This is a genomic window from Paracoccus ferrooxidans, from assembly GCF_029909815.1.
Classification (GTDB): domain Bacteria; phylum Pseudomonadota; class Alphaproteobacteria; order Rhodobacterales; family Rhodobacteraceae; genus Paracoccus; species Paracoccus versutus.
On record NZ_CP038198.1, the window covers coordinates 2,263,222 to 2,281,053 of the forward strand.

Genomic DNA, 17,832 nt, shown 5'->3' on the forward strand with positions numbered 1-17,832 from the left:
GTGCTGCAGCCGGCACCGGGCGCCCGGTTCGGCCAGTCCTGCCTCGCACCAGGAAGCCGAGGTAGGTTCGCTGCGGGGTCCGCGGCTCCTGCCGCCGGGGGTGCCAGGTGGCTGCATGGGTTCAGTCGATCTTGCCCAGCAAGGGGACCAGCAGCGGGCCGAGGTCCGGGTCGGTTTCGGCGGCGATGGGGCTCGCGGGCTCTCCGGCGGCGGTTTCGCGCAGGGGGATCAGCCGGCCGGCGGGCGGCGGCGCGGGCTCGGGCGGCTCGTCCAGGCCGGCCTCGAAGATGCCGTGCTGGGTCTTGTCCCAGTAGAAGGGCTTGACCACCACCTCGTAGATCGCCTTCCAGGCCGCCAGGCAGCCGAGCGGGAAATACAGGTGCAGCGTCGGCACCCAGGGCAGCAGGTGGCGATGCGCCCGCCCGCGCACCGCCCACAGGCCGACGGCGATGTTGAGCAATTCCGAGGCCACGAACAGCGCGAACAGCAGGGCGATGGCATGGCCGTCCAGCAGGCCCGACAGCATGTCCCGCATCGGATGCGGCAGGCCCAGGCTGAGCAGCCAGAAGCTCCACAGCACCGGCGCCAACAGGTATTGCGAGACCGAGGCGAAAAGCTGCACCTGCAAGGCAAGGAAGCGCCGCGTCCCCAGGTCGCGCCACAGCGCCACCGGGTCGCGCATATGCACGCCCCAGGTCATCGCGAAGCCCTTGAGCCAGCGCGAGCGCTGCTTGACCCAGGGGATCAGGCGGCAGTTCGCCTCTTCATGCGTGACGGTGTCCAGCATCCGCGTGCGATAGCCGCGCCGGGTCAGGCGCACGCCCAGGTCGGCGTCCTCGGTCACGTTCCAGGCGTCCCAGGCGCCGATCTCTTCCAGCGCGTCGCGGCGGAAGAACAGCGTCGTCCCGCCAAGCGGCACCACCAGGTCCAGCGCCGCCGCCCCGGCCAGCGTGCCGCGGAACCAGGCGGCATATTCTATGGTGAAGGCGCGGGCCAGCCAGTTGGTGCGGGGGTTGTAATAGTCCAGCACGCCTTGCAGGCAGGCCACCTCGGGCGGGGCGAAGTGAAAGCCGCGCGCGACCTTGTGCAGCTGGCCCGGCTCGGGGCGGTCCTCGGCGTCCCAGACCCCGATGATCGAGCCGCGGCAGAAGTTCAGCGCATAGTTCAGCGCCCGTGGCTTGGTGCGCACCGGCCCGTCGGGCACCTGGATCACGCGCAGCCAGCGCGGCAGCCGGACGCCCTGCAGCGCCTCGCAGGTGACGCGGTCTGTCTCCTCGACCACGATCAGGATGTCCATCAGCTCGCGCGGATGGTCCAGCCGCGACAGCCGGCCGATCAGCTTTTCGGCGATGTCGGCCTCGGCGAACAGCGGCACCATGACCGAGATCACCGGCAGCGGCGCCGTCATCTCGGGCTGCTGCCGGGCGGCATGGGCCGGCTTTTGCAGGCGGTCCTGCCGGTGCCGGCGCAGGATGGCGGCAAAGGAGAACAGCTTCAGCGTGGCCGAGGCGACCAGCGTCAGCACCGCCCAGGCCGTCAGAAGCGCGATCACCGCGTTCGGCGCCAGCACCAGCCCCAGCGCCGCTGCCGCCATCAGCCCCACGGCAATGCGGCCGAAGCGGCGCTCGTTGCGGGTGCGGCAGCTTTCCTGGGCGGGCACGCGGGTTTCGGCCTGGCGGATCAGCGCGGTGCGGCGCAAGGCCAGGATCGCCTCGCGCGCGGCGTTTTCCGAACACAGCAGCATGCGCACCGCGCCGAACCCCTCGGGCAGGCGGTCCTGCAATGCCTCGAATCCCTCGGGGCGCGCGGTGGCGATGAAGGTGACGCCGCCGACCCGGCGCCAGGGCACCGCGCCCTCGGCCAGGCAAAGCTGCGCGCCCATCGCATCGACCAGCCGCGGATCGGGCGGCAGCGCCGCCAGGTCCAGCACGCTGGCGCGCCATTGCCGGGACAGGGCGCGCAGCAGCGCCTCTTCCCGCACCCAGCCGTGCGCCAGCAGGATCTCGCCCAGCCGCGCCGATTGGCGCTCGCGCATGACCAGCGCCTTGAGCAGGTCGCGTGGATCGACCGCGCCATCCTCGATCAGGATCTGGCCCAGCGGGCGCAGGTCGCGGGTCGCGATCACCGTGCCCGTCAAGGCGGGCACGGCGGCCTCGGCCGGGGCACCGGCAAGGGGCCAGATGAGGGCGGGGCGGGCCATAGGCGATTCCCGGTCTGGGTCGTTCCGGTCCCCTCTCTGCCATGCAGAGGGTTAAGAACCGGTTAACCGCCGCCAGGCCCGCGCCCGGATCAGCCGCGCCGGCTGCGCATCGCCTCGGTGAAGCGCTCGAACAGATAGGCGCTGTCCTGCGGGCCGGGGCTGGCCTCGGGGTGGTATTGCACCGAGAAGACCGGCTTGTCGGCCACGCGCAGCCCGCAGTTCGAGCCGTCGAACAGGCTGACATGGGTCTCGATCACGCCTTGGGGCAGGGTCTGGGCATCGACGGCGAAGCCGTGGTTCATCGAGGTGATCTCGACCTTGCCGGTTTCGACGTCCTTGACCGGGTGGTTCGCGCCGTGATGGCCGTGGTTCATCTTCACGGTATGGGCGCCAAGCGCCAGCGCCAGCATCTGGTGGCCCAGGCAGATGCCAAAGATCGGCAGGTCGCGGTCCAGCAACTCGCGGATCATCGGCACGGCGTATTCGCCGGTCGCGGCCGGATCGCCGGGGCCGTTCGACAGGAACACGCCCTCGGGCTCGTGGGCCAGCACTTCCTCGGCGGTGGCGGTGGCGGGCAGCACCGTCACCTCGGCGCCGCTTTGCGCCAGCGAGCGCAGGATGTTGCGTTTCGCGCCGTAATCGACGGCGACGACGCGGAAGGGCTTCTTTTCCTCGGACTGGCCGAAGGTGCCGGGCCAGGACCACAGCCCCTCGGTCCAGCGATAGCTTTGCCGGCAGCTGACCTCCTTGGCGAGGTCCAGGCCGACGATGCCCTTCCAGCCGCGCGCCTTGGCGACCATGGCGGCGATGTCGAAATTCCCCTCGGGGTCATGGGCCAGGACGACATGGGGCGAGCCCTGCTGGCGGATCGCGCGGGTCAGGCGGCGGGTGTCGACGCCGCCGATGCCGATGCGGCCGCGCCGCGCCATCCATTCGACCAGGTCGGCGCTGGCGCGCCAGTTCGAGGGCTCGGTCGGATCCCATTTCACCACGATGCCCGAGGCGACGGGCTCGGGCGCCTCGTCGTCCTGTTCGGTCACGCCGGTATTGCCGATATGGGGGAAGGTGAAGGTCACGACCTGGCTGGCATAGGAGGGATCGGTCATGATCTCCTGATAGCCGGTCATCGCGGTGTTGAAGACCAACTCGGCCACCACTTCCCCGACCGCGCCGAAGCCCTGGCCGTGGAACACGGTGCCGTCGGCAAGCGCAAGACATGCGGTCGGTTTCTGGGGCATCGTCACTCTCCGGGTAAATCGGCGGGAACCTAGGTAAAGGGCGCGGGCGCGTCAAGGCGGGAACGGGCGGCGCGCGGAACTTTGCGGCCGGGTCGGGGTTGAGGGCACGGCTTGACTGCGGGGGCGAAGCCGGGCACCACCCGGCGGAATACATTCAGCGAGGATCACATGGGACTGCGCGAACGCATTCTGGCCGATACGAAAGAGGCGATGAAAGCCAAGGACTCGGCGCGGCTGTCCACGCTGCGCCTGATCTCGGCCGCGATCAAGGACCGCGAGATCGCCGCCCGCGGCGAAGGCGGCGACGAGGCCGGGCTGGCCGAGGCCGAGCTGACCGCGATCCTGTCCAAGATGGTCAAGCAGCGCCAGGAATCGGCCAAGGCCTATGAAGAGGGCGGCCGGCTGGAACTGGCCGAGCGCGAGCTGGACGAGATCAAGGTGATCCAGTCCTACCTGCCGCGCCAGCTGGACGCCGAGGAAACCCGCGCCGCCATCGACAAGGCCATCGCCGAACTGGGCGCCGAGTCGATCCGCGACATGGGCCGGGTCATGGCCGAGCTGCGCGCCCGCCATGCCGGGCAGATGGATTTCGGCGCCGTCGGCCCCATGGTCAAGGACCGGCTGATGAAATGACCGCCCTGATTCTTTGCGACCAAGGCCGGATCGCCTGCGCCGCCGCAGCCGGCGCATAGCTTTTCCGGCGCAGCACTGATACAATTATTCTTCTGATGAGCAAAAGCTCGCGCCATGCGCGGGTTTTTGTTTACATGCGCCCCGACTCGCCGCCAAAGACGCGAGTCGAGGGCGCCCGAAGGGCGGCGCGGCCATCAGGAGGACGGGCGATGAAGGCATTGGTGCTGGAAGAAAAGGGCAAGCTGTCGCTGCGGGATTTCGACATCCCCGCCACGCTGGGGCCCAGGGACGTGCGGATCAGGACGCATACGGTCGGGATCTGCGGCTCGGACGTGCATTATTATACCCATGGCAAGATCGGGCATTTCGTCGTGCGCGAGCCGATGGTGCTGGGGCATGAGGCATCCGGCACGGTGATCGAGGCGGGAACCGAGGTCACGCATCTGAAGCCCGGCGACCGGGTCTGCATGGAGCCGGGGATTCCCGACCCGACCTCGCGCGCGGCCAAGCTGGGGATCTACAACGTCGATCCTGCCGTGACCTTCTGGGCGACGCCGCCGGTGCATGGCTGCCTGACGCCCGAGGTCGTCCACCCCGCGGCCTTCACCTACAAGCTGCCCGGCAATGTCAGCTTCGCGGAAGGCGCGATGGTCGAGCCCTTTGCCATCGGCATGCAGGCCGCGCTGCGCGCCCGCATCCAGCCGGGCGACGTGGCGGTGGTCACGGGCGCCGGCCCCATCGGCATGATGGTGGCGCTGGCGGCGCTGGCCGGCGGTTGCGCGCGGGTGATCGTGGCCGACCTCGCCCAGCCCAAGCTGGACATCATCGGCGCCTATGACGGCATCGAGACCGTGAACATCCGCAACCGCCCGCTGGCCGAGGCGGTGGCCGAGGCGACCGACAACTGGGGCGCCGACATCGTCTTCGAATGCTCGGGCGCGGCGCCGGCGATCCTGGGCATGCACCAGCTTGCGCGTCCCGGCGGCGCCATCGTGCTGGTCGGGATGCCGGTCGATCCGGTGCCGGTGGACATCGTCGGGCTGCAGGCCAAGGAGCTGCGGGTCGAGACCGTGTTCCGCTATGCCAATGTCTATGACCGCGCCATCGCGCTGATCGCCTCGGGCAAGGTGGATCTCAAGCCGCTGATCTCGGCCTCGATCCCCTTCGCGGACAGCATCGCCGGCTTCGACCGCGCCGTCGAGGCGCGCGAGACCGACGTGAAATTGCAGATCGTCATGCCGGAGTAAGCGCCATGTATCTGGGACTGGACCTGGGCACCTCGGGCATCAAGGCGATGCTGGTGGACGAAAGCTTCGCGACCGTCGGCGTCGCCCATGCGGCCCTGACCGTCAGCCGCCCGCATCCCGGCTGGTCCGAGCAGGCGCCGGCCGACTGGATCGCCGGCGCCGAGGCGGCCATCGCGGCGCTGCTGCGCGAGCATCCGGCCGCGATGGCGCGGCTGCAGGCCATCGGCCTGTCGGGGCACATGCATGGGGCCACGCTGCTGGACGGCGCGGACCATGTGCTGCGGCCCTGCATCCTGTGGAACGACGGCCGCTCGGGTCCGCAATGCGCCGAGCTGACCGCACGGGCGGATTTCCACGGCATCGCCGGCAACCTGGTCATGGCGGGCTTTACCGCGCCGAAGCTGCTGTGGGTGGCGCAGAACGAGCCCGAGATCTTTGCCCGGACCGCCAAGGTGCTGCTGCCCAAGGACTACCTGCGGCTGTGGCTGACCGGCGAGCATGTCGCCGAGATGTCGGACGCGGCGGGGACGCTGTGGCTGGACGTGGGCAAGCGCGACTGGTCGGATGCGCTGCTGGCCGCGACCGGGCTGACGCGCGCCCAGATGCCGCGGCTGGTCGAGGGCAGCGACGTTTCCGGCCATCTGCGCGCCGAACTGGCCGAGCGCTGGGGCATCCCGCGCGTGCCGGTGGCGGGCGGCGGCGGCGACAATGCCGCCACGGCCTGCGGCATGGGGGTGATGACGCCCGGCACGGGCTTTCTGTCGCTGGGCACCTCGGGCGTGCTGTTCGCCGCGACCGAGGCTTACGCGCCGAACACCGGCGATGCGGTGCATACCTTCTGCCATGCCGTGCCGGACACCTGGCACCAGATGGGGGTGATCCTGTCTGCGACCGACAGCATGAGCTGGCTGTCCGAGATCACCGGCAAACCCGTGCCCGAGCTTGCCGGGCTGGTGGGCGCGGTGACGGCGCCCTCGCCGGTGCTGTTCCTGCCTTACCTGTCGGGCGAGCGCACGCCGCTGAACGATCCCGATGCGACCGGCGCCTTCCTGGGGCTGCGCCGCGCCACCGGGCTGGCCGACCTTGCGCAGGCGGCGATGGAGGGCGTGGCCATGGCATTCGCCGATTGCGTCCATGCGCTGCGCAAGGCCGGCACCCCCATCGAGGCCGCCTATGCGGTGGGCGGCGGCGCGCGCTCGCGCGCCTGGCTGCGAATCATGGCCTCGGCCACCGGGCTCACGCTGCTGGAGCCCGAGGACGGCGATTTCGGCGCAGCCTTCGGGGCGGCCAAGCTGGCGGCGGCCTGCGCGACGGGCGATACCTCGGACCGCATCTTTGCCAGGCCCGCCATTCACGCCGAGGTTGTGCCCGATCCTGAACTGGCCGCAGCCTATGCGAAAAAGTATGAGGCCCATCACGCGGCTTATCCGCGGCTGCGGGATCTGACCGCTCTGGGCGCTTGATAGCGTTAACAGCGGGTTTTTCCGAAAAAGCAGGCCCATGCCGCTGCGCTGCGGCATGGGCTTTCTGCTATGCAGCATATGCCCGTCGCGGTGCCTTGCGCCTGCCTCTTCAATTCCTGCACCGATCGGTGCAAAAAAGTATCGGTATTTTTTTCGCCCTGATGTGGATCGCCGGCGGGCATGAAGCCTATGGTTCCTGAACGTCCGCGGCAGGCCCGGCAGGGTCCGCGACGTGCAGGGAGGAAGGCGAATGCAACCCGATCTGGAGCTGGTCCACATCCGCAAGGGCGAATCCTTCGCCGCGTGGATGCATGGCTATCCGTTCCGCACGGTGCGCTGGCATTACCATCCCGAATACGAAATCCACCTGGTCGTCGCCACCTCGGGCACATTCTACATCGGCGACCATGTCGGCAGCTTCCAGCCCGGCCAGCTGATCATGACCGGGCCGAACCTGCCGCAGAACTGGATCAGCGACATCCCGCCCGGCGAGGCGGTGCCGCTGCGCTCGCTGGTGATCCAGTTCCCCGAAGCCTTCATCGAAGAGGCCAGCGCCGCCATGCCCGAGATGGAGGCGCTGCGCCCGCTCCTGGAACGCTCGCGCCGCGGCTTGCTCTTCGACGACGAGACCAGCGCCCGCGTCCGCCCGCTGATGGAGCGGCTGGTCGAGGCGCAGGGCCTGCGTCGCCTGGCGCTGTTCTGGGACATCCTGGACCTGCTGGCCCATGCGCCGGAATACGAGGTGCTGGCCAGCCTCAGCTTCGAGCTGGACCTGACGCGCACCCATGACGGCGGCATCAACCGCGCGCTGTCGCACCTGCGCGAACACCTGACCGAGCAGATCGAGGAGGGCGAGCTGGCCGAGATGGTCGGGCAAAGCCAAAGCGCCTTTTCCCGTGCCTTCAAGCGCCATACCGGCACCACTCTGGTGCGCTATCGCAACCAGCTGCGCGTCGACCTGGCCTGCCAGATGCTGCTGACCGATCCCGACGTCAAGGTGGCCGAGATCTGCTACGAGGTCGGGTTTTCGAACCTGTCGAACTTCAACCGGCATTTCCTGAAGCTCAAGGGAATGTCGCCCTCGCAGTTCCGCGCGACTTTCGCGGCCCAGAAGGCGCTGGTCATGGCGGACTGACAAGGACCGAAATCGCCAATTTCACCAATTCGGGCGGCGCGGCGCCGCCCGGAGACGCGCAGGCCATGCCTGCTTTCATCCAGATGGGAGGGAACCCAGATGAAAACGAAACTGCTCACCGCCTCGGCCGCGCTTGCGCTCATGGCGGCCCCGGCGCTGGCCCAGGACAAGCTGAAGATCGGCATGACCTTCCAGGAGCTGAACAACCCCTATTTCGTGTCCATGCAGGAGGCGCTGAACGAGGCCGCCGCCAGCCTGGGCGCCGATGTCGTCGTCACCGACGCCGGCCATGACGTGGCCAAGCAGATCTCGGATGTCGAGGACATGCTGCAGCAGAACATCGACATCCTGCTGCTGAATCCGACCGACAGCGCTGGGATCGAGGCCGCCGTCCACGCCGCCAAGGCCGCGGGCGTGACCGTGGTCGCGGTCGATGCGAACGCGAACGGTCCGGTCGATACCTTCGTCGGCTCCAAGAACCGGGACGCGGGCTACATGTCCTGCAAGTATCTGGGCGAGGCGCTGGAGGGCAAGGGCGAGGTCGCGATCCTGGACGGCATCCCGGTGGTGCCGATCCTGCAGCGCGTCGAGGGCTGCAAGGCCGCGCTGGAGGAGTTCCCGGAAATCACCCTGGTCGATACCCAGAACGGCCGGCAGGACCGCTCGGTCGCCCTGGGCGTGGTCGAGAACATGATCCAGTCCAAGCCGAACCTGGCCGGCATCTTCTCGGTCAACGACGGCGGCGCCATGGGCGCGCTGGCGGCGATCCAGGGCTCGGGCAAGGACATCAAGCTGACTTCGGTCGACGGCGCACCCGAGGCGGTCCAGGCCATCGCCGCGGGCGGCCCCTTCATCGAGACCACCGCGCAATTCCCGCGCGACCAGGTCCGGGTGGGCCTGGCCATGGCGCTGGCGCAGAAATGGGGCGCCCGTGTGGTGCCGAAGGAAGTGCCGATCGACGTCATGGTCGTTGACGCCGAGAACGCTGCCGAGTTCAGCTGGTAAGGGTTCCTCCCCGCTCCCGTCCCCGCATGCCGCGGGGGCGGGACATTTCCCAGCCATTCAGGAGGGCATCATGCTGGAACTGAAGGGAATCCGAAAAAGCTTCGGCAAGATCGAAGTCCTGCACGGCGTCGACATGGAGGTCCGCGCCGGCGAGGTGCATGCGCTTCTGGGCGAGAACGGCGCCGGCAAGTCCACGCTGATGAAGATCCTGTGCGGCATCATCCAGCCCAGCGAGGGCACGATCCGCATCGAGGGGACCGAGCGCCACTTTGCCGATTACGACCAGGCCATCGCCGCGGGCGTGGGCATCGTGTTCCAGGAGTTCAGCCTGATCCCCTATCTCGACGCGGTCGAGAACATGTTCCTGGCGCGCGAGATCCGCGGACGCTTCGGCACGCTGGACCGCAAGGCGATGCGCGCCCGCGCCGCCGAGATCATGCGCCAGCTGGCCGTCGACGTGGCCCTGGACGTGCCGGTGCATCGCCTGTCCGTCGCCGAGCAGCAATTCGTCGAGATCGCCAAGGCGCTGTCCCTGAACGCCCGCATCCTGGTGCTGGACGAGCCGACCGCGACCCTGACCCCCTCCGAGGTCGAGCACCTGTTCAAGGTCATGCGCGAGCTGCGCCGGCAGGGCGTGGCGATCATCTTCATCTCGCATCACCTGGAAGAGATCTTCGAGATCTGCGACCGCATCACCGTGCTGCGCGACGGCGAGTTCATCGCCTCCTGCGCGGTCCCGGACGTGGACAACGACCGGCTGGTCGAGATGATGGTCGGCCGCCGGATCGAGAATAACTTCCCGCCCAAGCCGGCCCCCTCGACCGCCTCCGTTGTCGTCGAGGTCGAGGAGGTGCAGCTGAAGAAGGGCGGCCCCGTCTCGCGCTTTGCCCTGCGCAAGGGCGACATCCTGGGCTTTGCCGGGCTGGTCGGCTCGGGCCGCACGGAGACCGTGCTGGCCATGCTGGGCGCATACCCGGCGGCGCGCTGCAAGGTGAAGGTGGACGGGGTCGAGAAACGCTTCCGCGGCCCCGACGAGGGGCTGGCGCATGGCATCGGCCTGCTGCCCGAAAGCCGCAAGGAACAGGGGCTGATCACCAGCTTCTCGATCCTGCAGAACGTCTCGCTGAACAATTACGGCAAGTATCGCAAGAACCACTGGTTCATCGACCTGAAAAAGGAACTGGCTGCGACCGAGACCGCCATGGCGCAGGTCCGCGTCAAGGCGCAGGGGCCGCATGCCCGCGTCGATACGCTGTCGGGCGGCAACCAGCAGAAGGTCGTGATCGCCCGCTGGCTGAACCACGACATGCAGGTGCTGATCTTCGACGAGCCGACGCGCGGCATCGACGTGGGCGCCAAGGCGGAAATCTATGCGCTGATGCGCGAATTCACCGCCAAGGGCGGCGCCATCATCATGATCTCGTCCGAGTTGCCCGAGGTGATCGGCATGTCCGACCGGGTCTGCGTGTTCCGCTCGGGCGGGATCGTGGCCACGGTCGAGGGCGACCAGATCGATTCCGAAACCATCATGACCCATGCCACGACCGGGAGAGTTGAACATGTCGCATGACGCAAACACCGGCTCGGCCGGGAAAACCGGCGGCTTCTCGCTTGGCCGCCTGCTGCATTCGCCGCTGGCGCTGCCGCTGATCGGGCTGATCACCGTCTCGGTGCTGATGGGGCTGGCGAGCGACAATTTCTTCAGCCTGAACAACATCATGAACGTGCTGCGCCAGGTGTCGGTCGTCGGCATCCTCGCCGTCGGCATGAGTTTCGTCATCCTGACCGGCGGGATCGATTTGTCGGTCGGCGCGGTCATGGCGCTGGTCGGCACGCTGAGCGCGGGGATGATGGTCAACATGGGCCTGCCCGCGCCGGTGGCGCTGCTGGTCGGGCTGCTGATCGGCCTGGGCATCGGGCTGGCCAACGGCGTGCTGGTCGCCTGGGGCCGGATGCCGGCGATCATCGTGACGCTGGCCACCATGGGCATGGCGCGCGGCCTGGGGCTGATCTATTCCGGCGGCTATCCGATCAGCGGCATCCCCAGCTGGATTTCCTGGTTCGGGGTGGGGCGCATCGGCGTGGTGCCGGTGCCGGTCATCGTCATGGTCCTGATCTATGCCGTGGCCTGGGTGCTCTTGCAGCGCACCGCCTTCGGCCGCCATGTCTATGCGCTGGGCGGCAACGAGACCGCGGCGCGGCTTTCGGGTGTCAAGACCCAGCGGGTGAAGCTGGCGGTCTACGGCATCTCGGGCCTGACCTCGGCCTTGGCCGCGGTGATCCTGACCGGGCGGTTGATGAGCGGCCAGCCCAATGCCGGCCAGGGCTTCGAGCTTGACGCCATCGCCGCCGTGGTGCTGGGCGGCACCGCGATCTCGGGCGGGCGAGGCCTGATCCTCGGCACGCTGATCGGCGCGGTGCTGCTGGGCATCCTGAACAACGGCCTGAACCTGATGGGCATCAACCCCTACCTGCAGGACGTCATCAAGGGCGCGATCATCCTGCTGGCCATCTATATCGGGCGCGAATGGCGCTGAGCCCCGCCCGCATCATTCTGAAGACAGGAGAACGGAATGTCTGAATCGCTGGACGGCAAGATCGCCGTCATCACCGGCGCGGCCTCGGGGATCGGGCTCGCCACCACCGAGCGGCTGCTTGCCCGCGGCGCCACCGTGGTCATGGTGGACTGGAACCAGGCGGCGCTGTCGGAACTGGCCGCCAAGCTGGGCGACAAGGCGATCCCGCAGGTGACGAACCTGCTTGACGCGGACAGCTGCAACGCCATGATCCCCGAGATCCTGGCCAAGACCGGCCATATCGACATCCTCTATTGCAACGCCGGCACCTATATCGGCGGCGACCTGACCGAGACGACGCCCGAGGCCATCGACCGGATGCTGAACCTCAACGTCAACGCGGTGATGAAGAACGTCCACGCCGTGGTGCCGCACATGAGCGAGCGCAAGACCGGCGACATCGTCGTCACCTGCTCGATCGCCGGCCATTTCCCGACCTATTGGGAGCCGGTCTATTCCGGCTCGAAATGGGCGATCACCAGCTTCGTCCAGGGCATGCGCCGGCAGATGATCCCGCATGGCGTGCGGGTCATGCAGGTCTCGCCCGGCCCGGTGGTCTCGGCGTTGCTGGCCGACTGGCCCGAGGAGAACCTGCGCAAGGCCAAGGAAAGCGGCAGCCTGATCGACGCGGAAGAGGTCGCGGATGCGGTCGAATACATGCTGACCCGCAAGCGCACCGTCACCATCCGCGACATGCTGGTGCTGCCGACCAATTTCGACCGCGTCTGACGCCCGGCACCCGGAACGGAGTAGCGCCATGGACCAGTATCTGATCGGCATCGACGTGGGCACCGGCTCGGCGCGGGCCGGGGTCTTCGACCGCGCAGGCCGCCTGCTTGCCACGGCCAAGCGCCCCATCGCGATGCACCGCGAGCGCGGCGTGATCGCCGAGCAGTCCAGCGAGCAGGTCTGGCGCGCGGTCTGCGACTCCGTCCGGGAATGCGTGACCCGCGCCGGGATCGACCCGGCGCGCGTCACGGGCATCGGCTTCGATGCCACCTGCTCCCTTGTCGTCCGCGGGGCGGGGGATGCGACGCTGCCGGTGGGCGATCCCGCCCACCCCGAGCGCGACATCATCGTCTGGATGGACCACCGCGCCGTCGAGCAGGCCGAGCGCATCAATGCGCTGGGCCACGACGTGCTGGCCTATGTCGGCACCCGCATCTCGCCCGAGATGGAGACGCCGAAGCTTCTGTGGCTGCGCGAGAACCGGCCCGAGGTCTATGCGGCGGCGGCGCATTTCTTCGACCTGACCGACTTCCTGACCTGGAAGGCGACCGGCGCGCTGGAGCGCTCCGCCTGCACCGTGACCTGCAAATGGACCTATCTGGCGCATGAGGGGCGCTGGGACGCGGGCTATTTCCGCCAGATCGGCCTGGGCGACCTGGCCGACGACGGTTTCGCCCGCATCGGTGCCCGCGTCGTCGATCCCGGCACGGCGCTGGGGCAGGGGCTGACCCCGGCCGCGGCCGAGGCGATGGGCCTGCGTCCCGGCACCGCGGTCGCGGCCGGGCTGATCGACGCCCATGCCGGCGGCGTCGGCACGGTCGCGGCCGGGGGCGATGCGACGGCTTGCCTGGGCTATGTCTTCGGCACCTCCTCCTGCACCATGACCACGACGCGTGAGCCGGCCTTCGTGCCGGGCGTCTGGGGGCCCTATTACTCGGCCATGGTGCCCGGCATGTGGCTGAACGAGGGCGGCCAGTCCGCCGCCGGCGCCGCCATCGACCAGCTGGTGCAGCTGCACCCCGCCACGGCCGAGGCGACGGCGCTGGCCGAGGCGGCGGGCAAGTCCCTGCCGCAATGGCTGGCCGACCGGGCGTTGGAGCTGGCGGGCGATGCCAGCGCCGCCCTGCGGCTGGCCGACGAGCTGCATGTGGTGCCCGAGTTCCTGGGCAACCGCGCGCCCTTTGCCGATCCCCATGCCCGCGCCGTCATCATGGGGCAGGGGATGGAGACGGGGCCGGATTCGCTGGTCGCGCTTTATGTCGCCGGGATCTGCGGCCTGGGCTATGGCCTGCGCCAGATCATCGAGACCCAAGGCCAGCATGGCGCCCCGGTTCAGACGATCAGCGTCAGCGGCGGCGCCGGCGCGCATCCGCTGACCCGGCAGCTGCTGGCGGATGCGACGGGGCTGCCGGTCGAGGTGACGGAATGCCCCGAGCCGGTGCTGCTGGGCTCGGCCATGCTGGGCGCGGTGGCGGCGGGGGTGTTCCCCGACCTGCACACCGCCATGCCCGCCATGTCGCGCATCGCCACGCGCTGCGCCCCCGATCCCGCCAGCCGCGCGCGGCAGGACGCGCGCCATGCCGCCTTCCTGGCGCTGCAATCCACGGCGCGGCAGATCCGCGCCGCCATGGCGGCCTTGCCGCAAAACTGAACACGGGCGGCCCTGCCGCCGAACTGGACATGCGAGGAACCATGCAATTCTCGGGCAAGACCGTCATCATCACCGGCGCGGGCAAAGGGATCGGCCGCGCCTGCGCGCGTCTCATGGCCGAACGCGGCGCGAAGGTCGTGGCGCTGAGCCGCACCCAATCCGACCTCGACAGCCTGCGGGACGAGATCGGCGCGCGCGGCATCCGCGTCGACCTGGCCGACCCGGCCGCCACCCGCGCCGCCATGGCGCAGGCGGGGACCGCCGACTACCTGATCAACAGCGCCGGCATCAACGTGCTGGAAAGCGTGCTCGACATGACCGAGGCCGGCTATGAGGCGGTCCTGGGCATCAACCTGCGCGCGGCGCTGATCTGCTGCCAGGAATTCGCCCGCGCCCGCGTGGCGGCGGGCGGCGGCGGCGCCATCGTCAACATCACCTCGATCGCCGGTCATCGCGGCTTCCAGGACCACCTGTGCTATGCCGCCTCGAAGGCCGGGCTCGAGGGCGCGACCCGCGTGCTGGCCAAGGAACTGGGCCCGCACGGCATCCGCGTGAACGCGGTCGCGCCCACCATCACCCTGACCGAACTGGCGGCCGAGGCCTGGTCGGACCCGGCGAAAAGCCAGCCGATGATGGTGCGCCACCCGCTGAACCGCTTTGCCGAGGCCGAGGAGGTCGCGCAAAGCATCGCGCTGCTGCTTTCGGACGACAGCCGCATGGTCTCGGGCGCGGTGCTGCCGGTGGATGGCGGCTTCCTGGCCGTCTAGGTTTTCCGGCGCCGGTGTTCGGGGCGTGGAACCGGCGCCCCGGATCGCGGCTTGTCCCTTGGCGCAAACCGGCGCGGGCAGGGGACGGCGGCCATGCTTGACGAACTTCACCGCATCTTCCTGGGCGATCAGGATCTGTCCTTCGCCTGGGAAGTCTTTCTCCGCACCGTCATCATCTATTTCTACACGCTGGCGTTGATGCGCTGGCTGGGCGGGCGCACGGTGGCGCAGCTTTCCATCGTCGAGTTCCTGCTGGTCATCGCCATCGGCTCGGCGGTGGGCGATTCGCTGTTCTATCCCGACGTGCCGATGCTGCCGGCGATGTTCGCCATCTTCCTGGTCGCCGCCTTCAACAAGCTGGTGGACGAGGCGATCCTGTCCTCGGACCTGCTGTCTCGGATCTTCGAGGGCAGGCCGCGCATCGTCGTCACCGAGGGCCGCGTCCACCAAGACCGTCTGCGCCGGCAGGGCATCGGCATCGGCGAGTTGCACGCCAAGCTGCGCGAAAAGGGCGTGGCCGACCTGGCCGACGTCAAGTTCGCCATTCTCGAGGCCGACGGTGCGCTTTCGGTGCTCAGGCGGGACCGGGACGGCACGGCGGGGCTTTACCAGCCGCCCGCGATCCCGCAGCGGGAAATGGCCTGGGCGGGCAAGGAATGACCGGGCCCCGGCGCACCATCCAGCGGCGGCTGCGCACGGCGCATCCCTTCTGGGCCGAGACGCCGCATATCTCGGTCGCGCATCGGGCAGAGCCCTCGCAGCCGCGCTGGGACGTGGTGATCGCCGGCACCGGCATTTCCGCGGCCCTGCTGGCCGAGCGGCTGACGCGGCGCAAGCGGCGGGTGCTGCTGGTGGACCGGCGCCAGCCGGTGCGGGGCTCGTCGCTTGCCTCGACGGCGATGATCCAGCACGAGATCGACGTGCCGCTGAGCCGGCTGGCGCGCCAGATCGGCCCCGACAAGGCGGCGCGGGCCTGGCTGCGCTCGGTCAAGGCGGTCGAGGAACTGCTGCGGCTGTCGCGCCGGCTGCGGCTCGACTGCCAGATGCAGCGCAAGCGGGCGCTTTACCTGGCCGGCGACGAGATGGGCTTTCGCGCGCTGGAGGCCGAGGCGGCGCTGCGCCGCGAAACCGGCATCGCGGCCGAGTTCCTTTCGCGCCGGCGCCTGCTCGAGGAATACGGCATCGACCGCACGGGGGCCATCCGCTCCACCGCCTCGGCCTCGGCCAATCCGGCGCAGCTGACGGCCGGGCTGCTGCGGCTGGCGCAGGAACGGGGGGCCGAGATCGTCTCGCCCTTCGAGGTCGCGGATTTCGCGGAACTGGCGGACGGGGTGGCGCTGGCATCCTCGGCCGGGCGGGTGGTGGTGGCGGGCCATGCGGTGTTCTGCACCGGCTACGAATTCCTGCCGCAGCTTGCCTCGGCGCATCACCGCATCATCTCGACCTGGGCCGTCGCCTCGGCCGAGGGGGTGCGCCATCCGGCCTGGCTCGACGACTATCTGGTCTGGGAGGCGGCCGATCCCTACCTGTATTTCCGCACCACGCCCAGCGGCCGGATCATCGCCGGCGGCGAGGACGAGGCAAGCCCCGATGCCTACGAGGATGCCGGCAAGCTGCGCCGCAACGCGGCCGAGATCGCCCGCAAGCTGCGCGAGACCTGCGGCATCCGCATCGGCCGCCCGGCCTATCGCTGGGCCGCGGCCTTCGGCGACAGCGACGACGGGCTGCCGATCGTCGATGCGGTGCCGGGCTGCCGGCGCTGTCATACGGTGATGGGTTTTGGCGGCAACGGCATCACCTATTCCGTCATCGCCGCCGAACTGACCGCGCGCCGGATCGACGGCCGCGCCGATCCCGACGCCGATCTCTATCGCTTTCGCTGAGCCCGGCCATGTCGCTGTCAACCCGAATCTGCCCGGCGAAAGGGCAATGACGCAATGTGACACCGACTTCGTCGCCTGCGTCCTTCCGGCCGGCTGCACAAGTGAGTTGCATTCCCCGACAAGCGCCGATTACTGTTGGCTGGCGGAACGAAGAACCAATAGAAACAGGGAGCCCGCATCGTGACAGCAGACCCCGGCAACGACGCTTTCGTTGTCTTCGATCACGTCCAGAAAAGCTATGACGGGCAATCGCTTGTCGTCAAAGACCTGAACCTGACCATCGGCAAGGGCGAGTTCCTGACCATGCTCGGCCCCTCCGGCTCGGGCAAGACCACCTGCCTGATGATGCTGGCCGGATTCGAGACGGCGACCCATGGCGAGATCCGGCTGGACGGCCGCAACATCAACGACGTGCCGCCCCATCGGCGCGGCATCGGCATGGTCTTCCAGAACTACGCGCTTTTCCCGCATATGAGCGTGGGCGAGAACCTGTCCTTTCCGCTGGAAGTGCGCGGCATGGGCAAGGACGAGCGCGAAAGCCGCATCACCCGCGCCCTCGACATGGTGCAGATGGGCCAGTTCAAGAACCGCCGCCCGGCGCAGCTTTCCGGCGGCCAGCAGCAGCGCATCGCGCTGGCCCGCGCCTTGGTCTTCGATCCCAAGCTGGTGCTGATGGACGAGCCGCTGGGCGCGCTCGACAAGCAGCTGCGCGAGCATATGCAGTTCGAGATCAAGGCCTTGCACGACCGGCTGGGCATCACCGTGGTCTATGTGACCCACGACCAGGGCGAGGCGCTGACCATGTCGGACCGCATCGCCGTGTTCAATGACGGCCGCATCCAGCAGCTCGCGCCGCCCCCGGTGCTTTACGAGCAGCCCGAGAACAGCTTCGTCGCCGGCTTCATCGGCGAGAACAACGCCCTGCGCGGCACCATCGAGCAGCTGCAGGGCGACAAGGCGCTGGTGCGGCTGGACAATGGCGAGCTGATCGACGCCACCGCCGTCAACATCCGCGAAAGCGGCCAGGTCACGACGGTCTCGATCCGGCCCGAGCGGGTCGAGTTCAAGCCCGAGCTGATGCCGGCCGGTGCCCATACCATCGAGGCGCAGGTGCGCGACGTGATCTACATGGGCGACATCCTGCGGGCGCGGCTGCATGTCGCCGGGCAGGACGATTTCGTGATGAAATACCGCAACACGCTGGGGCAGGTGAAGCTGTCGCCCGGCCAGACGATACGGATCGGCTGGCATCCCGAGGATGCCCGCGCCCTCGATCCGGTGTGAACGTGCATTACGCAAGGAACC

15 protein-coding genes are annotated in these 17,832 nt (G+C 68.8%); 13 read left to right on the plus strand and 2 right to left on the minus strand.

All coding sequences use genetic code 11. The features are described from left to right. Positions 1 to 121 precede the first annotated feature (121 nt). Together E3U26_RS11370 and carA are read right to left on the minus strand one after the other, a co-directional pair. Positions 122 to 2,200 (minus strand): glycosyltransferase, encoded by a 2,079-nt coding sequence (locus E3U26_RS11370; protein ID WP_499104879.1) that lies wholly within the window; start codon positions 2,198 to 2,200, stop codon positions 122 to 124. 89 nt (positions 2,201 to 2,289) lie between these two features. Further along, positions 2,290 to 3,438, minus strand: coding sequence for a glutamine-hydrolyzing carbamoyl-phosphate synthase small subunit (gene carA, locus E3U26_RS11375; protein WP_036751278.1), 1,149 nt, complete (start codon positions 3,436 to 3,438; stop codon positions 2,290 to 2,292). A gap of 168 nt (positions 3,439 to 3,606) precedes the next feature. On the opposite strand from carA, the gene E3U26_RS11380 reads away from it, so the two are divergent. From E3U26_RS11380 to E3U26_RS11440, 13 genes are all read left to right on the plus strand, one after another. Continuing rightward, a complete protein-coding gene (locus E3U26_RS11380; RefSeq protein ID WP_036751277.1) occupies positions 3,607 to 4,071 on the plus strand; it encodes a GatB/YqeY domain-containing protein in 465 nt (154 codons plus the stop codon). Between the two features lie 209 nt (positions 4,072 to 4,280). Next, positions 4,281 to 5,318, plus strand: a complete 1,038-nt coding sequence (locus tag E3U26_RS11385) for an NAD(P)-dependent alcohol dehydrogenase (RefSeq protein ID WP_114534854.1) — start codon at positions 4,281 to 4,283, stop codon at positions 5,316 to 5,318. Between the two features lie 5 nt (positions 5,319 to 5,323). Then, on the plus strand, positions 5,324 to 6,781 hold the full coding sequence (gene xylB / locus E3U26_RS11390; RefSeq protein WP_499104880.1) for a xylulokinase: 1,458 nt from the start codon (positions 5,324 to 5,326) through the stop codon (positions 6,779 to 6,781). Between the two features lie 250 nt (positions 6,782 to 7,031). Further along, positions 7,032 to 7,916, plus strand: coding sequence for an AraC family transcriptional regulator (locus tag E3U26_RS11395; protein ID WP_072460923.1), 885 nt, complete (start codon positions 7,032 to 7,034; stop codon positions 7,914 to 7,916). A 99-nt stretch (positions 7,917 to 8,015) separates the two neighbouring features. Continuing rightward, positions 8,016 to 8,921 (plus strand): ABC transporter substrate-binding protein, encoded by a 906-nt coding sequence (locus E3U26_RS11400; protein WP_036751270.1) that lies wholly within the window; start codon positions 8,016 to 8,018, stop codon positions 8,919 to 8,921. A gap of 70 nt (positions 8,922 to 8,991) precedes the next feature. Further along, positions 8,992 to 10,491: a sugar ABC transporter ATP-binding protein gene (locus E3U26_RS11405; RefSeq protein ID WP_499104883.1), complete on the plus strand. Its 1,500-nt coding sequence runs from the start codon at positions 8,992 to 8,994 to the stop codon at positions 10,489 to 10,491. Next, a complete protein-coding gene (locus E3U26_RS11410; RefSeq protein WP_114534857.1) occupies positions 10,481 to 11,458 on the plus strand; it encodes an ABC transporter permease in 978 nt (325 codons plus the stop codon). The genes E3U26_RS11405 and E3U26_RS11410 overlap by 11 nt, the downstream gene beginning before the upstream one ends. Positions 11,459 to 11,494: 36 nt before the next feature. Then, positions 11,495 to 12,226, plus strand: a complete 732-nt coding sequence (locus E3U26_RS11415) for an SDR family oxidoreductase (protein ID WP_114534858.1) — start codon at positions 11,495 to 11,497, stop codon at positions 12,224 to 12,226. Positions 12,227 to 12,254: 28 nt separating this feature from the next. Continuing rightward, complete coding sequence (locus E3U26_RS11420; protein WP_036751262.1) at positions 12,255 to 13,877, plus strand: FGGY-family carbohydrate kinase; 1,623 nt, start codon at positions 12,255 to 12,257, stop codon at positions 13,875 to 13,877. A gap of 41 nt (positions 13,878 to 13,918) precedes the next feature. Beyond that, positions 13,919 to 14,644, plus strand: coding sequence for an SDR family oxidoreductase (locus tag E3U26_RS11425; protein ID WP_499105796.1), 726 nt, complete (start codon positions 13,919 to 13,921; stop codon positions 14,642 to 14,644). A 93-nt stretch (positions 14,645 to 14,737) separates the two neighbouring features. Next, positions 14,738 to 15,304, plus strand: coding sequence for a DUF421 domain-containing protein (locus E3U26_RS11430; protein ID WP_052095748.1), 567 nt, complete (start codon positions 14,738 to 14,740; stop codon positions 15,302 to 15,304). Beyond that, positions 15,301 to 16,527: an NAD(P)/FAD-dependent oxidoreductase gene (locus E3U26_RS11435; protein ID WP_499104886.1), complete on the plus strand. Its 1,227-nt coding sequence runs from the start codon at positions 15,301 to 15,303 to the stop codon at positions 16,525 to 16,527. Before E3U26_RS11430 ends, E3U26_RS11435 begins: the two co-directional genes overlap by 4 nt. 180 nt (positions 16,528 to 16,707) lie before the next feature. Beyond that, positions 16,708 to 17,811 (plus strand): ABC transporter ATP-binding protein, encoded by a 1,104-nt coding sequence (locus tag E3U26_RS11440; protein ID WP_036751256.1) that lies wholly within the window; start codon positions 16,708 to 16,710, stop codon positions 17,809 to 17,811. The last annotated feature ends 21 nt before the right edge of the window (positions 17,812 to 17,832 follow it).